Annotated in this window: 23 protein-coding genes and 1 tRNA gene; 18 read left to right on the forward strand and 6 right to left on the reverse strand. The window is 59.4% G+C overall.

All coding sequences use genetic code 11. The features are described 5' to 3' along the window. The first annotated feature begins 31 nt into the window (after window positions 1–31). The 12 genes from BVK86_RS06715 (at window position 32) to BVK86_RS06770 (ending at window position 10,111) form a co-directional block, all read left to right on the forward strand. A complete protein-coding gene (locus BVK86_RS06715; RefSeq protein WP_075945678.1) occupies window positions 32–1,018 on the forward strand; it encodes an NAD(P)/FAD-dependent oxidoreductase in 987 nt (328 codons plus the stop codon). Beyond that, window positions 1,015–1,230 (forward strand): TIGR02450 family Trp-rich protein, encoded by a 216-nt coding sequence (locus BVK86_RS06720; RefSeq protein ID WP_075945679.1) that lies wholly within the window; start codon window positions 1,015–1,017, stop codon window positions 1,228–1,230. Before BVK86_RS06715 ends, BVK86_RS06720 begins: the two co-directional genes overlap by 4 nt. Window positions 1,231–1,368: 138 nt before the next feature. Beyond that, window positions 1,369–2,328, forward strand: a complete 960-nt coding sequence (locus tag BVK86_RS06725) for a YbgA family protein (RefSeq protein WP_075945680.1) — start codon at window positions 1,369–1,371, stop codon at window positions 2,326–2,328. After that, window positions 2,328–3,269, forward strand: coding sequence for a MerR family transcriptional regulator (locus BVK86_RS06730; RefSeq protein ID WP_075945681.1), 942 nt, complete (start codon window positions 2,328–2,330; stop codon window positions 3,267–3,269). The genes BVK86_RS06725 and BVK86_RS06730 overlap by 1 nt, the downstream gene beginning before the upstream one ends. A gap of 34 nt (window positions 3,270–3,303) precedes the next feature. Further along, a complete protein-coding gene (gene phrB / locus BVK86_RS06735; protein ID WP_075945682.1) occupies window positions 3,304–4,749 on the forward strand; it encodes a deoxyribodipyrimidine photo-lyase in 1,446 nt (481 codons plus the stop codon). Continuing rightward, window positions 4,742–5,164: a nuclear transport factor 2 family protein gene (locus BVK86_RS06740; RefSeq protein WP_075945683.1), complete on the forward strand. Its 423-nt coding sequence runs from the start codon at window positions 4,742–4,744 to the stop codon at window positions 5,162–5,164. The genes phrB and BVK86_RS06740 overlap by 8 nt, the downstream gene beginning before the upstream one ends. Next, window positions 5,161–5,943, forward strand: coding sequence for an SDR family NAD(P)-dependent oxidoreductase (locus BVK86_RS06745; RefSeq protein WP_075945684.1), 783 nt, complete (start codon window positions 5,161–5,163; stop codon window positions 5,941–5,943). Before BVK86_RS06740 ends, BVK86_RS06745 begins: the two co-directional genes overlap by 4 nt. Then, window positions 5,940–7,187 carry an NAD(P)/FAD-dependent oxidoreductase gene (locus tag BVK86_RS06750; protein ID WP_075945685.1) on the forward strand — a complete coding sequence of 416 codons (1,248 nt, stop codon included), beginning with the start codon at window positions 5,940–5,942 and terminating at the stop codon, window positions 7,185–7,187. Before BVK86_RS06745 ends, BVK86_RS06750 begins: the two co-directional genes overlap by 4 nt. Continuing rightward, complete coding sequence (locus BVK86_RS06755; protein ID WP_075945686.1) at window positions 7,184–7,999, forward strand: DUF1365 domain-containing protein; 816 nt, start codon at window positions 7,184–7,186, stop codon at window positions 7,997–7,999. The genes BVK86_RS06750 and BVK86_RS06755 overlap by 4 nt, the downstream gene beginning before the upstream one ends. Then, the gene (locus tag BVK86_RS06760; RefSeq protein ID WP_075945687.1) at window positions 7,986–9,257 is read left to right on the forward strand and encodes an SAM-dependent methyltransferase; all 1,272 of its coding nucleotides are present in this window, start codon (window positions 7,986–7,988) and stop codon (window positions 9,255–9,257) included. The genes BVK86_RS06755 and BVK86_RS06760 overlap by 14 nt, the downstream gene beginning before the upstream one ends. Beyond that, window positions 9,250–9,753: a DUF2878 domain-containing protein gene (locus tag BVK86_RS06765; protein WP_075945688.1), complete on the forward strand. Its 504-nt coding sequence runs from the start codon at window positions 9,250–9,252 to the stop codon at window positions 9,751–9,753. The genes BVK86_RS06760 and BVK86_RS06765 overlap by 8 nt, the downstream gene beginning before the upstream one ends. Window positions 9,754–9,805: 52 nt before the next feature. Further along, window positions 9,806–10,111 (forward strand): YkgJ family cysteine cluster protein, encoded by a 306-nt coding sequence (locus BVK86_RS06770; protein WP_075945689.1) that lies wholly within the window; start codon window positions 9,806–9,808, stop codon window positions 10,109–10,111. A 129-nt stretch (window positions 10,112–10,240) separates the two neighbouring features. Here the strand turns inward: BVK86_RS06770 and BVK86_RS06775 are convergent, their stop codons facing one another. The 6 genes from BVK86_RS06775 to hemA form a co-directional block, all read right to left on the reverse strand. Next, window positions 10,241–10,759, reverse strand: coding sequence for an acyloxyacyl hydrolase (locus BVK86_RS06775; protein ID WP_075945690.1), 519 nt, complete (start codon window positions 10,757–10,759; stop codon window positions 10,241–10,243). Between the two features lie 119 nt (window positions 10,760–10,878). After that, entirely contained in the window at window positions 10,879–11,670 is a 792-nt protein-coding gene (gene murI, locus BVK86_RS06780) for a glutamate racemase (RefSeq protein ID WP_075945691.1), read from the reverse strand. Beyond that, window positions 11,663–12,418 carry a molybdopterin-synthase adenylyltransferase MoeB gene (locus BVK86_RS06785; RefSeq protein ID WP_075945692.1) on the reverse strand — a complete coding sequence of 252 codons (756 nt, stop codon included), beginning with the start codon at window positions 12,416–12,418 and terminating at the stop codon, window positions 11,663–11,665. Before BVK86_RS06785 ends, murI begins: the two co-directional genes overlap by 8 nt. Continuing rightward, window positions 12,412–13,242, reverse strand: coding sequence for a peptide chain release factor N(5)-glutamine methyltransferase (gene prmC / locus BVK86_RS06790; RefSeq protein WP_075945693.1), 831 nt, complete (start codon window positions 13,240–13,242; stop codon window positions 12,412–12,414). The genes BVK86_RS06785 and prmC overlap by 7 nt, the downstream gene beginning before the upstream one ends. Then, window positions 13,243–14,325, reverse strand: coding sequence for a peptide chain release factor 1 (gene prfA / locus BVK86_RS06795; RefSeq protein WP_075945694.1), 1,083 nt, complete (start codon window positions 14,323–14,325; stop codon window positions 13,243–13,245). It abuts the gene before it with no gap. After that, on the reverse strand, window positions 14,322–15,611 hold the full coding sequence (gene hemA / locus BVK86_RS06800; RefSeq protein ID WP_075945695.1) for a glutamyl-tRNA reductase: 1,290 nt from the start codon (window positions 15,609–15,611) through the stop codon (window positions 14,322–14,324). Before hemA ends, prfA begins: the two co-directional genes overlap by 4 nt. A gap of 213 nt (window positions 15,612–15,824) precedes the next feature. Here hemA and BVK86_RS06805 point away from each other — a divergent pair, with 213 nt between their 5' ends. The 6 genes from BVK86_RS06805 to BVK86_RS06830 all read left to right on the forward strand — a co-directional run bounded on the left by BVK86_RS06805 (window position 15,825) and on the right by BVK86_RS06830 (window position 20,867). Next, window positions 15,825–17,549: a tetratricopeptide repeat protein gene (locus BVK86_RS06805; protein ID WP_075945696.1), complete on the forward strand. Its 1,725-nt coding sequence runs from the start codon at window positions 15,825–15,827 to the stop codon at window positions 17,547–17,549. A 4-nt stretch (window positions 17,550–17,553) separates the two neighbouring features. Then, window positions 17,554–18,171 carry a lipoprotein insertase outer membrane protein LolB gene (gene lolB, locus BVK86_RS06810; RefSeq protein ID WP_075945697.1) on the forward strand — a complete coding sequence of 206 codons (618 nt, stop codon included), beginning with the start codon at window positions 17,554–17,556 and terminating at the stop codon, window positions 18,169–18,171. Window position 18,172: 1 nt separating this feature from the next. Continuing rightward, window positions 18,173–19,024, forward strand: a complete 852-nt coding sequence (ispE, locus tag BVK86_RS06815; protein ID WP_075945698.1) for a 4-(cytidine 5'-diphospho)-2-C-methyl-D-erythritol kinase — start codon at window positions 18,173–18,175, stop codon at window positions 19,022–19,024. A gap of 36 nt (window positions 19,025–19,060) precedes the next feature. Beyond that, window positions 19,061–19,135 (forward strand) — tRNA-Gln (locus tag BVK86_RS06820). 45 nt (window positions 19,136–19,180) lie between these two features. Further along, window positions 19,181–20,122 (forward strand): ribose-phosphate pyrophosphokinase, encoded by a 942-nt coding sequence (locus BVK86_RS06825; protein WP_003171603.1) that lies wholly within the window; start codon window positions 19,181–19,183, stop codon window positions 20,120–20,122. 142 nt (window positions 20,123–20,264) lie between these two features. Continuing rightward, entirely contained in the window at window positions 20,265–20,867 is a 603-nt protein-coding gene (locus tag BVK86_RS06830; RefSeq protein ID WP_075945699.1) for a 50S ribosomal protein L25/general stress protein Ctc, read from the forward strand. Window positions 20,868–20,897: the final 30 nt, after the last annotated feature.

Genomic DNA, 20,897 nt, shown 5'->3' on the forward strand with positions numbered 1-20,897 from the left:
TAGTCTGTACAGAAAGGTAAACGAGGCCCTTATGACTGTACCTATCGCAATCATCGGCACCGGCATCGCCGGACTCTCAGCCGCCCAAGCCCTGACTGAGCTGGGCTATGTCGTGCAACTTTTTGATAAAAGCCGCGGCAGTGGCGGACGCATGTCGAGCAAGCGCAGTGATGCAGGTGCGCTGGACATGGGCGCGCAATATTTCACTGCCCGCGACCGCCGCTTCGTCACGGAAGTGCAGCGCTGGCAAGCCAACGGCTGGGTGGCCGAGTGGACGCCACAGCTGTACACCTTCCATGGCGGCCAGCTCAATCTGTCACCGGACGAACAAACCCGCTGGGTCGGCACGCCCCGCATGAGCGCCATCACCCGGTCATTGCTCGGCGACCTGGAAGTGCATTTCGCCTGCCGGATCACCGAGGTCTATCGCGGCGAAGAACACTGGCACTTGCAGGATGCCGAAGGTTTCACCCACGGCCCCTTCAGCCACGTGGTGATCGCCACGCCGGCGCCGCAAGCGACGGCACTGCTGGCCTCCGCGCCGAAGCTCGCAGGTGCTGCCGCCGGGGTGAAAATGGACCCTACCTGGGCCATCGCCCTAGCGTTCGAAACACCGCTGGAAACGCCCATGGAAGGCTGTTTCGTGCAGGACAGCCCGCTCGACTGGCTGGCCCGCAACCGCAGCAAACCCGGGCGCGACAACACGCTCGACACTTGGGTGTTACACGCCACCAGCACCTGGAGCCGTCAGCACATCGACCTGCCGAAAGAAGCGGTGATCGAGCAATTGCACGGTGCGTTCGCTGAACTGCTGCACGACTCCATGCCCGCACCGACCTTCAGCCTGGCCCACCGCTGGCTTTACGCCCGCCCTGCCAGCAGCCACGAATGGGGCACGCTGGCCGATGCCGATCTGGGCTTGTATGCCTGTGGCGACTGGTGCCTGTCGGGACGCGTCGAAGGGGCCTGGCTCAGCGGCCAGGAAGCCGCCCGCCGCCTGCATGAGCACCTGCAATGAACCGCATCAACCCAAACAAATTGCTGCTGTCGAAATGGACAGCAGCGCGCCCGCAAAATCGCGAAAAACATTTTCTGGTGACCAGGCTTTTCCGAGACGATGAAGGAACGGTGCTGGAGATCGAGTTGCAAGCGGTGCTGACCCAGCGCAGCGAGCGCTACCAGTGGCAGATTCTTTCCGAGCAGGATCACTGGAGGTTCGGCTGGCTGTAGGCGCTGTAGGAGCCCGCTTCTACAAGGAACGCAAAAAACTTATACATAACATTTGACTTGTACAGCTTCGAATCTATGATGAACCTCATGTTGTACAGATAAAAATATCTGTACAGGTTTTTGATTCGAGGTGTTCCGATGCCCCTGCCCTCCGCCAAACCGAAAATCGCCATCAGCGCCTGCCTGATGGGTACCGAAGTGCGCTTTAACGGCGGGCACAAGGAGTCACGGCTGTGCAGCCGCACCCTCACCGATTACTTCGATTTCGTTGAGATCTGCCCGGAAGTGGCGATCGGCCTGGGCATTCCTCGCGAACCCATTCGGTTGGTGGGCGATCCGGTTCAGCCAGAGGCCGTTGGCACGCTCGACCGTGAGATCAACGTCACCCGGCCGCTGGCCGAGTACGGACGAAAAATGGCGGCGGAACTCGACGACATCTGCGGCTACATCTTCATGCAAAAATCCCCGTCCTGCGGCCTGGAGCGTGTAAAGGTGTATCACGCCAACGGTGCACCGGTTGACGGTGGCGGCCGGGGTATCTATGCCCAGGCTTTTTGCGCGCAGCATCCGGACTTGCCGGTGGAAGAAGACGGGCGACTCAACGATCCGGTACTGCGCGAGAATTTCCTCACCCGTGTCTTCGCCTACAGCGCCTGGCAGCAACTGCTCAAAGAAGGCCTGACTCGCCGTGGCTTGACGGAGTTTCACTCGCGCTACAAGTACCTGCTGATGGCCCACAACCCGGTGCAGTACAAAGCCCTGGGCAATCTGCTGGGCAACATGGGCAAGACCGATCCTCGAACACTCGGCCCGCAGTACTTCAGCGAATTGATGGCCGCGCTGAAAAAATGTGCGACCCGGCGCACTCACACCAACGTGCTGCAGCACCTCAGCGGTTACCTGAAAAAAAACCTCAGCGCCGATGACAAACAGGAAGTGCAGCATGTGATTGGCCAGTACCGGCACGGCATTGTGCCGCTGGTGGTGCCGCTGACACTGCTCAAGCATCACTTTCGGCAGTATCCGGACCCCTACATCGCGCAACAGGTTTACCTGCAACCGCATCCGGAAAATCTCAGCCTGCGAAACGCAATCTAATGAAAGAACTACTCGACAGCAGCGCCAGCGAAGACTTGGGGGCCGACTTCAAAAAGGCCCTCGATGAAGGCTGGCTGCCGATTCGCGAAGTGGCCCGCCTGACCGGCGTCAACGCCGTGACCTTACGCGCCTGGGAACGGCGCTATGGCCTGATCGTTCCGCAGCGTACGCCCAAGGGGCATCGATTGTTTTCCAGCGATCACGTGCAGCGTATCCAGACGATCCTGACCTGGCTCAACCGCGGCGTGGCCGTCAGCCAGGTCAAGCAACTGCTCGATACCCCGCAGGCCTTCAGCCAACCGGTGGAGAACGACTGGCAACGGCTGCGCCAGACCTTGCTGATGGCGGTCACCAAGCTGACCGAGCGGCCGCTGGATGACACCATCAACCAGGCCATGGCGCTCTACCCGCCGCGAACCTTGTGCGAACAATTGTTGCTGCCGCTGCTGGCGGAACTGGAGCAACGCTGGCAAGGCCAGTTCGGCGCGCAGATGGAACGGGTATTTTTTTATTCGTGGTTGCGCAGCAAATTCGGTGCGCGCATCTACCATAACAACCGTCAGTTACACACCCCGCCCTTGCTGTTGATCAACCACTCGGACCGGCCACTGGAGCCTCATCTGTGGCTCACGGCCTGGCTGGTCAGCAGCGCCGACTGCCCGGTAGAGGTGTTCGATTGGCCGCTGCCCGTCGGTGAGCTCGCCGTCGCAGTGGATTATCTGCAACCCCGGGGGGTACTGCTGTATTCCAGCAACGCCATAAACCTCTCGCAGTTGCCGAAGCTTTTGAACAACGTCAATTGCCCAAAAATGATCGTCGGACCAACGGTGTGCATTCATCACGCCGAGCTGTCCGTAACCACTTCAGAAATCGCCGATTTGTACTTGGCCGAAGATCCATTGTTGGCACACCAGGCCCTGGTTCAGTGCGGGCTCATTTAATAGCGCTTCTTTAATGATTTGTACGGACGACACCATGCAATTGATCTGGCTGCGCAGCGACTTGCGCCTACATGACAACACCGCCCTCTCTGCCGCCGCTGCGGTTGGCCCGTGCGTGGCGGTGTATCTGCTGAGCCCGGAGCAATGGCTGGAACACGACGATGCGCCGTGCAAAGTGGATTTCTGGTTACGCAATCTCGGTGAGCTAAGCGTGGCGCTCGGCCAATTGAACATTCCCTTGCTGATCCGCACGGCTGCGCGCTGGGATGAAGCCCCGCAGGTGCTGCTCGACCTGTGCCGGCAATTAAACATCGAGGCCGTGCACGTCAACGAGGAATACGGCATCCACGAAACCGACCGAGACGCTGCCGTTGCCGAAGCACTGGCAGGTCAAGGCATCGAATTCCACAGTTATCTGGATCAATTGCTGTTCAAACCGGGCAGTATCCTGACCAAAACCGGCTCGTACTTTCAGGTGTTCAGCCAGTTCCGCAAGGTCTGCTACGAGCGCCTGCACCGCGCCCTGCCGCGACTGGTCAGCGCGCCATTGGCACAGGCACCGCTGGAAATCCCCAGCGATCCGGTGCCCGCCAGTGTCAACGGGTTCGAGACACCGACCGCCAGCCTTCGGGCGCTGTGGCCCGCCGGTGAAACCGAGGCCCGGCACCGGCTCGAGACCTTCGCCGACACGCAGATCGACTATTACCAGAGCGAGCGCGATTTTCCGGCGAAACCCGGGACCAGTCAGCTCTCGCCTTATCTCGCTGCCGGCGTGATTTCACCGCGCCAATGCCTGCACACCGCACTGCAAAGCAATCAGGGCGAGTTCGAAAGCGGCAAGGCCGGCGCCGTCACCTGGATCAATGAACTGCTGTGGCGCGAATTCTATAAACATATTCTGGTGGGCTACCCGAGAGTCTCCCGTCACCGTGCCTTCCGCCCGGAAACCGAAGCACTGGCCTGGCGCCATGCGCCCGAAGAGCTCGCAGCCTGGCAGGAGGCCCGCACCGGAGTGCCAATCATTGATGCCGCCATGCGCCAACTGCTGGAAACCGGCTGGATGCACAACCGCCTGCGCATGGTGGTGGCGATGTTCCTGACCAAGAATCTGCTGATTGACTGGCGTGAGGGCGAGCGCTTTTTCATGCGTCACCTGATCGATGGCGACCTCGCCGCCAACAATGGCGGCTGGCAATGGAGTTCGTCCACGGGCACCGACTCCGCACCGTACTTCCGGATTTTCAACCCGTTGAGCCAGTCCGAAAAGTTCGACGCCGAAGGTGTGTTCATCAAGCACTGGCTGCCGGAACTGTCCGGACTGAACAAAAAAGAGCTGCACAACCCGGCACACCTCGGTGGATTGTTCGGCGTGGCGAACTATCCGTCTCCGATTGTCGACCTCAACGCGTCACGGGCACGCGCCCTGGCTGCGTTCAAGAACCTGCCGACACGGCACAACGCCGGAGGCCTGCATGAGTAGTTTCCTGCAACAGTTCGCCCGGCAGTTCGCAGAGCTGAATAAAGACAACCTGCATCGACTCAATGACCTCTATACCCAGGACGTGCGTTTTACCGATCCCTTGCACGAAGTCCAGGGCCTTGGGCAATTGCACAGTTACTTCGCCGAGCTTTATTCCAACGTCAGTGAGCTGCGTTTCGACTTTCATGGTTTCGACCAGATCGCGGACGGTGAAGGTTATCTGCGCTGGGTGATGAGCTACCGCCATCCGCGCCTAGCCGGCGGCCGGATAATTCGGGTCGACGGCTGCTCACACTTGCGCTGGCGCGACAAAGTTTATTGCCACCGCGATTACTTCGATGCCGGGGCATTGCTTTATGAACATCTACCCGTGTTGGGTCGGGCCATTGCCTGGCTGAAAAGGAGAATGGGATGAGTCTTTCACCTCCACGGCGATATTGGCTGACCGGCGCCAGCAGCGGCATTGGCGCTGCACTGGCCGAGGAAATCCTCAAAAGCGGCGCGCACCTGGCTGTCAGCTCGCGATCACGGGCGCCGCTGGAAGTCTTGTCCCAGCGTTATCCAGGGCAAGTACTGGTGGTGGCAGGCGACCTGACCAACAGCCAGACCGTCAGGGAAATCGGTGAACAGATTGCCGAGCAATGGGGTTCTCTGGATACGGTGATTCTCAACGCAGGCACCTGTGAGTACGTGGACGCCAAGCAGTTCGACGCCTCGATCATCGAGCACGTGGTACGCACCAATCTGATCGCCAGCAGCTATTGCATCGAAGCCGCCCTGCCACTGTTGCGCAAAGGCATCGCCCCGCACCTGGTGGGGGTGGCCAGTTCGGTGACCTACCTGCCGCTGCCACGGGCGGAAGCCTATGGCGCTTCGAAAGCCGGTTTGCGTTACCTGTTCGAGTCCTTGCGCATCGACCTGTCCCCGGAAGGTATTGAAGTCACCGTGGTCAGCCCTGGGTTCGTCGATACACCCTTGACGGCAAAAAACGACTTTCCCATGCCCCTGAGCTGGCCTGCGGACAAAGCCGCACGGTACATCTTCGCCAAACTCCAGAATCGGCCGCTGGAGATCGCGTTTCCCGGGACGTTCATGGCAGTCCTGTGGCCCATGTCGAAATTGCCCGCCCGCCTGAAACTGGCGATCGGTAAACGCATGGTGCGCAGCAACCCGCCGATTAAGGATAAGCCGTGAAAATTGCCATTATCGGTAGCGGCATCTCAGGCTTGACCTGCGCCTACCTGCTCAATCGTAGACACGAGATCACCCTGTTCGAATCCAGCGATCGTGTTGGCGGTCATACCCACACCAAAAACGTGACGGTCGATGGCCAGCGTTATGCGGTAGATACCGGTTTTATCGTATTCAATGACTGGACCTACCCCAATTTCATTCGCCTGCTCGGCCAGCTGGGCGTGGGGTTCAAACCCACAGAAATGAGCTTTTCGGTCACCGACCCCGACAGCGGTCTCGAGTACAACGGCAACAACTTCAACAGCCTTTTCGCCCAGCGAAGCAATCTACTGTCGCCGGGATTCTGGGGCATGCTGCGCGATATTCTGCGGTTCAACAAAGAAGCCCTGCGCGACCTGGAGCAACAACGGATCAAGCCCGGCACCACCCTCAACGACTATCTACAGGCCGGCCGCTACGGCGAGCGTTTCATCCTGCATTACATCGTGCCCATGGGTTCGGCGATCTGGTCGATGCCGATGGCCGACATGCTGGCTTTCCCGTTGCAATTGTTTGTGCGGTTTTTCAAGAACCATGGCCTGCTGTCTGTCAGCAATCGCCCGCAATGGCAGGTGATCGAAGGTGGTTCAGCGGCCTACGTCGCGCCGTTGACGGCTGGTTTTAGCCACAACATTCGCCTCAACTGCCCGGTAACGCGGGTCGAACGCGACGCAGAGGGCGTGGTTATCCACAGCGCCGGCGTCAGCGAGCGTTTCGACAAGGTGGTGTTCGCCTGCCACAGCGATCAGGCCTTGAAACTGTTGGCCGCACCGAGCGATGCCGAACAATCGATCCTCGGCGCCTTGCCCTACGCCGACAATGAAGTTGTGCTGCACACCGACACACGCCTGTTGCCCGAACGAAAACTTGCATGGGCCAGCTGGAATTTTCGCCTGGTGGGCTCCGGCCATACACATGCCGCCGTGACCTACGACATGAACATCCTGCAGGGTATCCAGAGCGACACAACGTTCTGTGTCAGCCTCAACCAGAGCGCAGCCATCGATCCTGCCAAGGTGCTCGCCCGGTTCACCTATGCCCACCCGCAATTCAGCTTGGCATCGGTGGCCGCACAGGCGCGCTGGGAAGAGTTGAACGGTGCGCAACATACCTACTACTGCGGCGCCTATTGGGCCAACGGCTTCCATGAAGACGGTGTTGTCAGCGCCTTGCGAGTTGCCGGTTCGTTTGGAGAAACCCTGTGAACAGCGCGCTTTATAGCGGCTGGATCGCCCATCGGCGTTTTAGCCCACGGGCTCATCAGTTCCGTTACCGCATCGGCCTGTTGTACCTGGACCTCGACGAACAGCAAACCGTGTTCGGCCTGTCGCGCCTGTCAGGCTTGAGCCGCTTCGCACCGTTTTCGTTTCGAGAAACCGACTACCTCAAGACTTACACCGGCCGAGGCATACGCCTGGTCGACGCGGTGCGGCAACAGGTGGGCGAGGCCATCGGGCATGTGCCGCAAGGCTCGGTCTGCTTGCTGACCCAGCCCCGCAGCTGGGGCCTGTCGTTCAACCCGGTGAGTTTTTTTTATTGCCATGAGGCCGACGGCCAATTGGCGGCGATTGTCTGCGAAGTCACCAACACCCCTTGGCGCGAGCGCTATCACTACGTGTTGCCCGCCAAAGCCCCCGAAGACCTATCGGATTTCCATCAACACTTCTCTGTGCCCAAAGCCTTTCACGTCTCGCCGTTTCTGCCCCGTGATATCCAGTACCGCATGAGCTTCAGCCCGGTCGCGAAACGGATCGGTGTGCACATGGCTGACTGGCAGGGAGAAAAAAAACTTTTCGATGCCACGCTCAGCCTCAAACGCGAACCCCTTGATCGCGCCAGCCTGCACCGTTACTTGCGGCGCTTCCCGTGGATGACCGCAAAAACTGCGCTGGCGATTTATTGGCAAGCCCTGCGCCTGTTGCTCAAGCGCTTGCCGTTATTTGCTCATCGGGCTGCCGATGGCAGCTTTCAGACCGCCACTGTTCCCCCCAAGGACCGCCGCCATGAAATCCTCTAGCCTTACGCTCAAAGCCAGTCTGTTCGGTACCCATGGTTTGAGCGGATCGTTGCTGCGCCGAGGCGTGCTTCGGCAACTGGCGCAGCTCAAACACGGTCAATTGATACTGATCGAAGACGGGGAACGGCATGCGTTCGGCAGCGCCGGCAGCCCGCTGGTGGGGGAAGTCCATATCCTCAATGCGGCCGTCTGGGGACTGGTGGCCAGCAAGGGTTCGATTGGCGCAGCCGAGGCGTTCATTCATGGGTATTGGAGCTCACCGGATTTGACCGCAGTGGTCCGCGTGTTCGTCAGCAACCTTGAGGTGCTCGATGCCCTCGAAGGCGGCCTGGCAAAACTGAGTCGACCACTGATCCAGGGCCTGCATTGGCTGAATCGCAATACACGCAAGGGTTCGCAGAAAAACATCGCCGCTCACTACGATCTGGGCAATGAGCTGTTCGAACAGTTTCTCGACCCGACCATGATGTATTCGGCCGCGCAATTCCTGCGTGCCGACGACAGCCTGGAGCAGGCGCAACTGAACAAACTGGAGCGCATTTGCCAGAAACTTGCGCTGAAACCCACAGACCACCTGTTGGAAATCGGCACCGGCTGGGGCAGCATGGCCCTGTACGCCGCGCAGACATACGGTTGCAAAGTCACCACCACCACGCTCTCCAAGGAGCAGTACGCCTTCACCGCAAAACGCATTGAAGCGCTGGGACTGCAAGACCAGGTCACGTTGTTGCTCAAGGACTACCGCGATCTCACCGGCCAATACGACAAACTGGTCTCCATCGAGATGATCGAGGCGGTCGGCCATCGCTTCCTGCCGACGTACTTCAAGCAATGTGCGCACCTGCTCAAGAGCAACGGCCTGATGCTGTTGCAGGCCATCACCATCCGCGATCAGCGCTACGAGCAGGCCAAGGACAACGTCGACTTTATCCAGCGCTACATCTTCCCCGGCGGCGCGCTGCCCTGCGTCCAGAAAATGCTCGAGATTGTCGGTCGCGACACCGACATGAACCTGCTGCACATGGAGGATTTCGGTTTGCACTACGCCCGGACGTTGCGCTTATGGCACGAGAACTTTCGTGGCGCCCAGAGCCGCTTGATCGAATTGGGCTACGACGATTACTTCCTGCGTCTATGGGAGTATTACCTGTGCTACTGCGAAGGCGGCTTCCTTGAGCGCACCATCGGTACCGCGCAATTGCTCCTGGCCAAGCCGTCTGCAATCACCGCGCCACTGCTCGGCCGTTTCGATGCTTGAACGTCTGGCCAATGCATTGTTGTTCCAGCTCGGCTGGTTCGCGTGCGTGATGGGTGGCAACAGCCTGTGGCTGCTGGTGGCGCTGGCGGCGCTGGTGATTCATCTGTTGTGGATAAGCAGTTGGGGGCGAGAAGGTCGGCTGATCCTCAGTGTGGTGGTGCTCGGCACGGCTGTGGACAGTTTTCTGCGCTGGCTGGGCGTGTTCGAATTCAAAGACCTTTCGCCCTTGATTCCCCTGTGGCTGATGTTGCTTTGGGCATTGTTGGCAACTACGTTGCGCCACTGCCTGCGCTGGAGTGCCAGTCCGATGTGGCGGGCAAGCCTGCTGGGCGCGGTGGGCGGTCCACTGTCGTATTACGCCGGCGGACAATTGGCTGGGGTGAGATTCCCCTTCGGCGTACTACCCACCCTGATCGGCATCGGCCTGCTCTGGGCGCTGCTGTTTCCGCTGCTGCATGTGATGGCCGCCCGTGTCAAACCTGTCGTCGACGACTAGCGTCCGTCAGCGCTTTCACACAGCACCGGGCCACTGCCTTACACTGCGCGCCATGAAAACCATCCCTCACACGCAAATCGCCACGCCCGCGGTGACCTGCTCGACCTGCGCCGCCTGTTGCTGCCAGCTCGAAGTCATGTTGATCACCGACACCGGCGTGCCCGAACGGTATATCGACACCGATGACTGGGGTGGGGAAGTCATGCTGCGCCTGGATGACGGCTGGTGCGCCGCGCTGGATCGCAACACGATGATGTGCACCATCTACGAAAAACGCCCGCTGATCTGTCGAGAGTTCGAGATGGGGGCACCGGAGTGCATTGAGGAACGCCAGGGGATTTCCACGGCGTATCGCTGAAGTTGAAGCCAACTTGCCCCTGTGGGAGCGAGCTTGCTCGCGATAGCGGTTTCAGATTCAACATTGATGCTGGCTGACAGACCGTTATCGCGAGCAAGTTCTCTTCTACATGGGTTGTGAGTATCGAGCTTACAACGGCATCGTGTAATGCAATGCGTAACTCTCTACACCATCGTTAGGACTGCTGATCCCGGCGTTGGAATAGTGCGTCGCTCTAACGCCGACTTCATGTCCGCCGGCAAAGCGCAGGCCGACACCGAAGCGATCCTCGAACTGAAACGAACTACCGAGATCGTTGTTTTCGATTTCGGTGTCGGAGAACAACGCCACGCCAACTCCAAGTTCGACGTACGGCTTGACGTTCTCGCCGGCAAACTCGTAAACAAACACGGGAGAGAACGACAGGCTGTTATTGCTGGAGGTTTTGTCGCCTTCCCAGTAGGTGTAGGCACCGCTCCAGTAACCGGTCAGTCGACCCACGTCGCTCTGCCACCAGCTCTTGTCCCAGTCCAATTGCATGCCCAGGCGATAAGTCATGGTCGACTCGCCGGTCTGGCCGACCGCGAACTCCACGCCTGCAGCCTGCGCAGTGTAACTTTGCCCCATTAGTGCGGCCGCAATCGCGGCCAAGCAGAATAGTCGCTTCATAGAAACATCCTTTTCCGAACGATTTCGTTTGGTTTTTTTGTTGCTCAACGCACACAGCTATAGAAGTCGACGGTTAAACAGAAGTTCACCCCAATTGGAGGAATTACTCCAATTCCCACTCACCCTTCAAAGCTTCGCACAACCCCGGTTGTATTCCATAGTGTCGGCAGAATATTTGCGAAATGTTCTGTATTGGCGCTGGTCCAGAACTGAGCGGCGCGCGCTGGCCCGTCCGCCAGCAACTCACGTTCGGCCAGCAGACGCTGAAGTTGACGAGCGACGGCGGCACCGGTGTCGATCAGACTGATGTCATCCGGGATCATCTCCCTCAGCAACGACTTGAGAAACGGATAGTGAGTGCATCCCAGAATGATGGTGTCAGCGCCTTCGGCAAGCAGTGGCCGAACATAGCGTTCCAGCAACAGGCGCAACGCCGGACTGTGTAGATCGCCGTTCTCGATCAACTCCACCAATCCCGGGCAAGGTTGGGTGATCACCCGAACATCGGTGGCGAAACGGTCGAGCAGCGCGGCGAACTTGGCGCTCTGCAAAGTACCGGTCGTGGCCAGCACCCCGACCACGCCACTGCGGGTGGCGGCGGCCGCCGGTTTGACCGCTGGTTCCATACCGACGATGGGCCACTGCGGATAATCGCGGCGCAGATCGGCAACGCCGGCAACCGTTGCAGTGTTACAGGCCAGCACCAGAGCCTTGGCGCCCTGGCGCTGGAAGAACCTGGCCATGACGCTGCAGCGCTGGCGGATGAATTCCGGGGTCTTCTCGCCGTAAGGGATATTCCCGCAATCGGCGACGTACATGAGCGTTTCGTCAGGCAGCAAACGCTGGATCTCGGCCAGCACCGAAAGCCCACCGACGCCGGAGTCGAATACGCCGATGGGCGCTTCACGCATGCTTTGGCCCACAGACGCTGCAGCCAGGATCGCGCTTGACCCGCAACTCACGGAAGCGTGAGCCCAAGGCGTCAATCAACAACAGGCGCCCTACCAGCGGTTCACCGAACCCCGCCAGCAACTTCAGCGCTTCGAGGGCTTGCAGGCTGCCGACCAGGCCCACCAACGGGCCAACCACGCCGGCTTCGCTGCAGGTCAATTCGGCTTCGCTGCCGTGCCCGTATAGACAGTGGTAGCACGGACTTTCCGGGCGGCGCGGGTCGAACACCGACAACTGCCCTTCCAGACGAATCGCCGCGCCGCTGACAAGGGGTTTGGCACCAGCCACACAAGCGGCGTTGACCGCTTCACGGGTGGAGAAATTGTCGGAACAGTCCAGCACCAGATCCACGCCGGCCACGGCTGCGGCCAGTGAATCTTCGTCCAGCGCCGCGCGATGGGCGACCAGCCGAATCTCGGGGTTGATGGCCGTCAGGCGCTTGATCGCCGAATCCACCTTGCTCATGCCGACGCTGTCGGTGTCATGGATGATCTGGCGTTGCAGGTTGGTCAGGTCGACGGTGTCGAAGTCCGCCAGGTGCATTTCACCCACACCCGCTGCCGCCAGATACAGCGCCACCGGCGCACCGAGACCGCCGAGGCCGACGATCAGTACGCGACTTTCCTTTAATCGCAACTGACCGTCGATATCGATGTGCTGCAACAGAATCTGCCGGCTGTAGCGCAGCAATTCCTGATCATTCAGCATGGCAGGCGTCCCAGACTGATGCGTTGATGACCGCCCAGGTCGGTGCGGCTGTGGACTTCTTCAAAGCCGCGGGTCAGCAGCAGATCGCGCACCGCCTCGGCCTGATCGTAACCGTGTTCGAGCATCAGCCAGCCACCGGCTTCCAGATGATCCGGGGCCTGGGCGACGATCAAGCGCAAATCGTCGAGCCCATCGACGCCTGCGACCAGGGCACTGGACGGTTCGAAACGTACATCGCCTTCCACCAGGTGCGGATCGGCGGCGGCGATGTAGGGCGGGTTACTGATGATCAACTCAAAACGTTGATCCTCCAGCGCACTGAACCAGTGACTGCTGAGTACCGTGGCGTTGTTCAGGTGCAGGCGCTGGCGGTTGCGCTCAGCGAGGGCAACGGCTTCCAGCACGCGGTCCACGGCAGTGACTTTCCACGCCGGACGTTCGCTGGCCAAGGCCAGTGCGATGGCACCACTGCCGGTGCCCAGGTCCAGTACTTTTGCCGGTGTGGCGGGCAGCAGTTCAAGTGCGGCTTCCACCAGCAACTCGGTATCCGGACGCGGGATCAACGTGTGCGGAGCGACTTCCAGATCAAGCTTCCAGAAACCTTGCTGCCCCAGAATGTAGGCCACCGGCTCACCGCCCCGACGGCGCTGCAGATACTCGGCGAAGGTCAGTGCCGCTTCGCTCGGCACGATACGTTCCGGCCAGGTGTGCAAAAAACTGCGGGACTTGCCCAACGCCGCCGCCAGCAACAATTCGGCATCCAGACGCGCCGTTGGCGAGTCGGGCAAATCGGCGGCGCGCAACAAGCTGGCAATGATCGTCATTTACTCACCTATCGCCGCGAGTTGATCAGCCTGGTACTCGGCCAGCAACGGCTCGATCACCGCATCGACGCCACCGGCGAGGATTTCGTCGAGGGAATACAGCGTCAGGTTGACCCGATGGTCGGTGACCCGGCCCTGGGCAAAATTGTAGGTGCGGATACGTTCGGAGCGATCACCGGAACCGACCAGCAACTTGCGCTCGCTGGCGATGGCATTCGCGGCGGCGCTGGTCTGCTGGTCGTTGAGTTTGGCCGACAACCAGGACATCGCACGGGCACGGTTTTTGTGCTGCGAACGTTCTTCCTGGCACTCCACGACGATGCCGGACGGCAAGTGGGTGATGCGAATCGCCGAATCGGTCTTGTTGACGTGCTGACCACCGGCACCGGAGGAACGGTACGTGTCGATCCGCAAATCCGCCGGATTGATCTCGATCGCTTCCTGCTCGTCCGGCTCGGGCAACACCGCCACGGTACAGGCCGAGGTGTGGATGCGGCCCTGGGACTCGGTCGCCGGAACCCGCTGCACGCGGTGCGCGCCGGATTCGAACTTCAGCTTGCCGTAGACATTGTCACCTTCAACCCGGGCGATTACTTCTTTATAGCCGCCGTGTTCACCCTCGTTTTCCGAGAGGATCTCCACCCGCCAGCCGCGACGCTCGGCATAACGCGAATACATGCGGAACAGGTCGCCGGAGAAAATCGCCGCCTCGTCGCCGCCGGTGCCGGCACGGATTTCGAGAAACACGTTGCGCCCGTCGTTCGGGTCCCTGGGCAACAGCATGCGTTGCAGGCTGGCTTCCAGTTCGACCAGACGCTCCTTGGCTTCGCGGACTTCTTCCACGGCCATTTCACGCATGTCCGGGTCGCTGTCCTTGAGCAGTGCCTGGGCACCTTCTAGGTCGCCTTGCACTTTGAGCAACTGTTTATAGGTTTCGACGATCGGCTCGACTTCCGCGTATTCCTTGGAATAGGTGCGGAATTTGTTCTGATCGGAAATGACCTCGCCGTCGCCAAGCAGGGCGGTCAATTCCTCGAAACGGTCCTGGAGGATGTCCAGCTTATTGAGCAGTGACGCTTTCATTGCGGTTTCTTATCCGAAAAGCTTTCCGATGAGCCCTCATTGAGGGCAAAGAGTTCCTGGGCCATCGCCAGCGCATCGAGGCGACCTTCGGCAGAGAGCTTTTTCAACTGCACGCTGGGTGCGTGCAAGAGTTTGTTGGTCAGGCCCCGTGCCAGTTGCACCAGCACTTCTTCGGCGCTGCCACCGTTGGCCAGCAAACGCTGGGCTTTTTGCAATTCTTCATCGCGCAGGCGTTCGCTCTGTTGACGATAGGCCTTTAGCACGTCGACCGCCGCCAATTCGCGCAGGCGGACCATGAAATCTTCGGCGCCGACCGAGACCATCTCTTCCGCGGCCTGGGCTGCACCCTGACGGCTCTTGAGGTTCTCGGCGACGACTTCGTGGAGATCGTCGACACTATAGAGATACACGTCGTCCAACTCGCCGACTTCTGGCTCGATATCCCGCGGAACGGCGATGTCCACCATGAAAATCGGCTTGTGCTTACGCAGCTTCAGGGCGCTTTCCACGGCGCCCTTGCCGAGAATCGGCAACTGGCTGGCAGTGGAACTGATGACGATGTCGCTGCGCACCAGTTCTGCCGGGATGTCCGACAGCAGCACCGCGTGAGCGCCGAACTGCTCGGCCAGAATGCTCGCACGCTCGAGGGTGCGGTTGGCGACCACGATGCGCTTGACCCCCAGGTCATGCAGATGGCGGGCGACCAGGGTGATGGTTTCGCCAGCGCCGATCAACAGGGCCTGGCTGCGTTGCAAGTCGCTGAAAATCTGTTTCGCCAGGCTGACCGCGGCAAACGCCACGGACACCGGGTTCTCACCGATGGCGGTGTCGGTGCGCACTTGCTTGGCCGCATTGAACGTGGCCTGGAACAAGCGCCCGAGCAGCGGCCCGATGGTGCCGGCCTCGCGCGCCACGGCATAGGCCGATTTCATCTGCCCGAGAATCTGTGGCTCGCCCAACACCAGCGAGTCGAGCCCGGACGCCACGCGCATCATGTGACGAACTGCCGCATCATCTTCGTGCACATAACTGCTCGCACGCAGCTCATCGAGGCTCAAATGATGGTAATCGGCCAACCAGCGCAGCACGATATCCGCCGACAGGTGATCCTGTTCTATATAGAGTTCACTGCGATTGCAGGTGGAGAGGATCGCAGCTTCGCGGCTGTCGGTGAGTCGGCAGAGCTGCTGCAAGGCCTCAACCAGCTGCTCAGGGGTAAAGGCCACGCGCTCGCGGACGTCTACTGAAGCAGTCTTGTGGTTAATACCGAGTGCAAGGAAGGCCATTCAAAGTCGCTGATGGTGACGTGAAGCCGGTAATTGTCCTACTTCGACAGATCGAGAACAACTACTCGATATCTATCGCCGCCTCAGGAAGCACCGAAAATTGCGAGCGCTTCTCGTTTACCCGGCGCGCGGGTAAATTGCCGGGCCGGTTATGTTTGGCCCAAGGCTTGTGTCATGATGATCCGACCGCAGGTTAGTCGTCCTTCTTCCTATATGAATAGATCTTCCGCGTTGCTCCTCGCTTTTGTCTTCCTCAGCGGCTGCCAGGCCTTGGCCCCCGTGTCGCCGGACAGCACGTCTGCGGTCGAAGAAAGCACTCCGGCACCTGAAAAGCCCAAGGTTTACAGCTCATTCAGCGAAGACACGGTCTTTAGCCTGCTGAGTGCCGAACTGGCCGGCCAGCGCAATCGCTTCGATATTGCGCTGGACAACTATGTGACCCAGGCCATCAACACCCAGGATCCGGGTATTTCCGAACGGGCCTTTCGCATCGCCGAATACCTGGGCGCCGATCAGGCCGCCCTGGATACCGCGCTGATCTGGGCGAAAAACGCCCCGGACGACCTTGAAGCGCAACGCGCCGCGGCCGTACAACTGGCCCGCGCCGGGCGCTATGACGACTCCATGGTCTATATGGAGAAAGTCCTGCAGGGTAAGGGCGACACTCATTTCGATTTCCTCGCGCTGTCTGCGGCCGATACCGACCAGGACACCCGCAACGGTCTGATGCAGAGTTTCGACCGTTTGCTGCAACGTCACCCGAACAACGGCCAGCTGATTTTCGGCAAGGCCCTGCTGATGCAACAGGACGGCGACGCCAAAGGCGCGCTGGCCCTGCTGGAAGACAATCCGCCAGACGAGGGTGAAATTGCCCCGATTCTGCTGCGCGCGCGCCTGCTGCAAAGCCTCGACCGCGGCGATGAAGCATTGCCAATGCTGAAAAAAAGCATCAAGAAGTACCCGGACGACAAGCGCCTGCGCCTGACGTATGCGCGCATGCTGGTTGAACAGGACCGCATGGACGACGCCAAGGCCGAGTTCTCGAGCCTGGTCCAGCAATATCCGGATGACGATGAACTGCGTTACTCGCTGGCTCTGGTTTGTCTCGAAGCCAAGGCCTGGGACGAAGCGAAAGGCTACCTGGAAGATTTGATCGCACGGGACAGCCACGTCGATTCGGCGCATTTGAACCTGGGCCGCATCGCCGAAGAACGCAATGACCCGCAAGGCGCGCTGATCGAATACGGCAAGGTTGGGCCGGGCAACGACTACCTGCCGGCACAGTTGCGCCAGACCGACATCCTGATCAACAACGGCAAGACCGCCGAAGCCCAGCGCAAGCTCGCCGCTGAACGCGACGAGCAACCGGACTACGCGATCCAGCTGTACCTGATCGAAGCCGAAACCCTGTCCGCCAACAACCAGCCCGACAAGGCCTGGGCCGTGCTGCAACAAGCGCTGCAAAAATACCCGGACGACCTCAACCTGCTTTACACCCGGGCCATGCAGGCGGAAAAACGCAATGACCTGGCGCAGATGGAAAAAGACCTGCGCCTGATCATCAAGCGCGACCCGGACAACGCCATGGCGTTGAACGCACTCGGTTATACCCTGTCCGATCGCACGACACGCTACGTCGAGGCCAAGGCCTTGATCGAACAGGCGCACCAGATCAACCCGGAAGATCCTGCGGTACTCGACAGCCTAGGCTGGGTGAATTACCGCATGGGCAATCTCGACGAAGCCGAACGTTTGCTGCGTCGGGCCCTGGAACGGTTTCCGGACCAGGAAGTCGCCGCGCACCTGGGCGAAGTCCTGTGGGCCAATGGCAAGCAACGCGAAGCCAGGCAGATCTGGAGCAAATTCCTCAAGGAACAACCCGACAGCCCTATCCTGCGCAGCACCATCAAGCGCCTGACCGGATCAGAGACTCTTTAAGATTATGTTTTTGCGCCACATCATTGTTTTCAGCTTCATCGCCCTGCTCGCCGGTTGCGCGGGTTTCGGCGCCCGCGAATCGGTTGAGGGTCACGGCAACCCCGCGCAATGGCGCGAGCACAAGCAGCAGTTGACCGCCCTCGACGGTTGGCAGATCGACGGCAAAATCGGCATTCGCGCACCAAAGGACTCGGGTAGCGGCACGCTGTTCTGGTTGCAGCGCCAGGACTACTACGACATCCGCCTTTCCGGCCCACTGGGTCGCGGCGCGGCTCGCCTGACCGGACGCCCGGGCAAGGTATCCCTGGAAGTCGCCAATCAGGGACGCTACGAAGCCCCCTCTCCGGATGCATTGCTTGAAGAGCAACTGGGCTGGAAATTGCCGGTCGCCAACCTCGCATGGTGGGTCCGCGGACTTCCGGCTCCGGACACAAAAAGCCGACTGACGCTGGATGGCGACAGCCGCCTGGCCAATCTCGAACAGGACGGCTGGCAGGTGGAGTACACCGCCTATACCGAACAAAACGGATACTGGCTGCCCGAGCGAATCAAGCTCCACGGCACCGACCTGGATGTCACGCTGGTGATCAAGGCCTGGCAACCTCGCAAGCTGGGGCAATGACATGCCGGCCAATCGCCTGACTTTGCCCTCGCCTGCCAAACTCAATTTGATGCTGCACATTCTGGGTCGCCGTGAAGACGGTTATCACGAATTGCAGACGATGTTTCAGTTCCTCGACTATGGCGACGAAATCACCTTCGCCGTCCGCGATGACGGTGTCATTTGCCTGCGCACCGAGTTCGAGGGCGTTCCCCACGACAGTAACCTGATCGTCAAGGCCGCGAAAAAACTGCAAGAACAATCCGGCTGCAAGCTGGGCATCGATATCTGGATCGACAAGATTTTGCCCATGGGTGGCGGAATTGGCGGCGGCAGCTCGAATGCCGCGACCACCCTGCTCGGTCTGAACCATCTCTGGCAACTGGGATGGGATGAAGACCGCCTGGCCGCGCTGGGCCTGACGCTGGGGGCCGACGTCCCGGTTTTCGTGCGCGGTCACGCGGCTTTCGCCGAGGGCGTCGGGGAGAAACTGACCCCTGTCGACCCGGAAGAACCGTGGTATGTCGTGCTCGTTCCGCAAGTCTCTGTTAGTACGGCAGAAATTTTTTCCGATCCGTTGTTGACACGTAACACGCCGCCCATTAAAGTGCGCCCCGTTCCCAAGGGAAACAGTCGTAATGACTGCTTGCCGGTGGTAACAAGGCGTTATCCAGAGGTACGTAACGCTTTGAATTTGTTAGGTAAATTTACCGAAGCAAAACTCACCGGAACTGGAAGTTGTGTGTTTGGGGGCTTCCCAAGCAAAGCTGAAGCTGATAAAGTCTCGGCCCTTCTTACAGAGACCCTTACAGGGTTTGTAGCAAAAGGAAGCAACGTTTCGATGTTGCATCGCAAGCTGCAAAGTCTGCTCTAAAGGAACCGAGTACTGGGTACTCGTTGCAACAGATACAGGGGCGTCGCCAAGCGGTAAGGCAGCAGGTTTTGATCCTGCCATGCGTTGGTTCGAATCCAGCCGCCCCTGCCATTTTCTATACTCATCCAGGTTACCCTCAGCCTCTAGGTACTGCGCGTGTCCAAGATGATGGTCTTTACGGGGAATGCTAACCCCGATCTGGCTCGGCGTGTCGTACGTCAGCTGCATATCCCTCTCGGTGACATCTCTGTCGGTAAATTCTCCGACGGCGAAATTACAGCCGAGATCAATGAAAACGTTCGCGGTAAAGACGTTTTCATTATTCAGCCGACTTGCGCTCCGACCAACGACAACCTGATGGAACTGGTAGTGATGGCTGATGCCTTCCGCCGTTCCTCGGCTACTCGTATCACTGCTGTTATTCCTTACTTTGGTTATGCCCGTCAGGATCGCCGTCCGCGTTCCGCACGTGTGGCTATCAGCGCGAAAGTCGTTGCTGACATGCTTACCGTAGTCGGCATCGACCGTGTTCTCACGGTTGATCTGCATGCTGACCAAATCCAGGGTTTCTTCGATATTCCGGTAGATAACATCTACGGCTCCCCGGTTCTGGTGGACGACATTGAAGATCAGCGCTTCGAAAACCTGATGATCGTGTCCCCGGACATTGGTGGCGTCGTGCGTGCACGTGCCGTTGCCAAATCCCTGGGCGTGGATCTCGGGATCATCGACAAACGCCGTGAGAAAGCCAATCACTCTGAAGTGATGCATATCATCGGTGATGTCGAAGGGCGTACCTGTATTCTGGTCGATGACATGGTCGATACCGCCGGCACCCTGTGCCACGCGGCCAAGGCCTTGAAAGAGCATGGCGCAGCCAAGGTTTTCGCCTACTGCACGCACCCTGTGCTGTCGGGTCGGGCAATCGAAAACATTGAAAATTCCGTGCTGGACGAGCTGGTGGTGACCAACACCATCCCGCTGTCCGCTGCAGCACAAGCCTGTGCGCGTATCCGTCAACTGGATATCGCACCGGTAGTTGCCGAGGCGGTCCGCCGCATCAGCAATGAAGAATCGATCAGCGCGATGTTCCGCTAAGGGCCCTGCCCTTCTCGAAATGTCTCGTTGACGAAAAGCGCCCCGCCCCGGCATTCCTGTCGGGGCGGGGCTTTTTTGCCCATATCGCCTTTAGCGCTGGTCGCAAACGCTGGGGCGAATGTGGTTATTTTGGAGATACAACATGAACGATTTTACTCTGAATGCTGAAGTGCGTTCCGACCTGGGGAAAGGTGCGAGCCGCCGCCTGCGTCGTCTCGCAAGCCTGGTTCCAGCTGTAGTTTACGGTGGCGACAAAGCCCCTGAATCCATCAGCATGCTGGCCAAAGAAGTTGCCAAACTGCTCGAAAACGAAGCGGCTTACAGCCACATCATCGAGCTGAACGTTGGTGGCACCAAGCAGAACGTCGTGATCAAAGCCCTGCAGCGTCACCCGGCCAAAGGCCACGTGATGCACGCTGACTTCGTACGCGTAGTAGCTGGCCAGAAACTGACCGCTATCGTTCCAGTGCACTTCATCAACGAAGAAGCACCGATCAAGAAAGGCGGCGAAATCTCGCACGTTACTTCGGAAATCGAAGTTTCCTGCCTGCCGAAAGACCTGCCTGAATTCATCGAAGTCGACCTGGCTAACGCCGAAATCGGTTCGATCATTCACCTGTCGGACCTCAAAGCCCCTAAAGGCGTTGAGTTCGTAGCTCTGGCACACGGCGATGACAAGGCTGTTGCCAACGTCCACGCTCCACGTGTTGCTCCAGAAGCTACCGAAGAAGGCGCAGCAGAGTAATTTCACTCTGTTCGCCGGAGTGACCGGAAA

This window comes from Pseudomonas reinekei, assembly GCF_001945365.1.
In the GTDB taxonomy this organism is placed as follows: Bacteria; Pseudomonadota; Gammaproteobacteria; order Pseudomonadales; family Pseudomonadaceae; genus Aquipseudomonas; species Aquipseudomonas reinekei.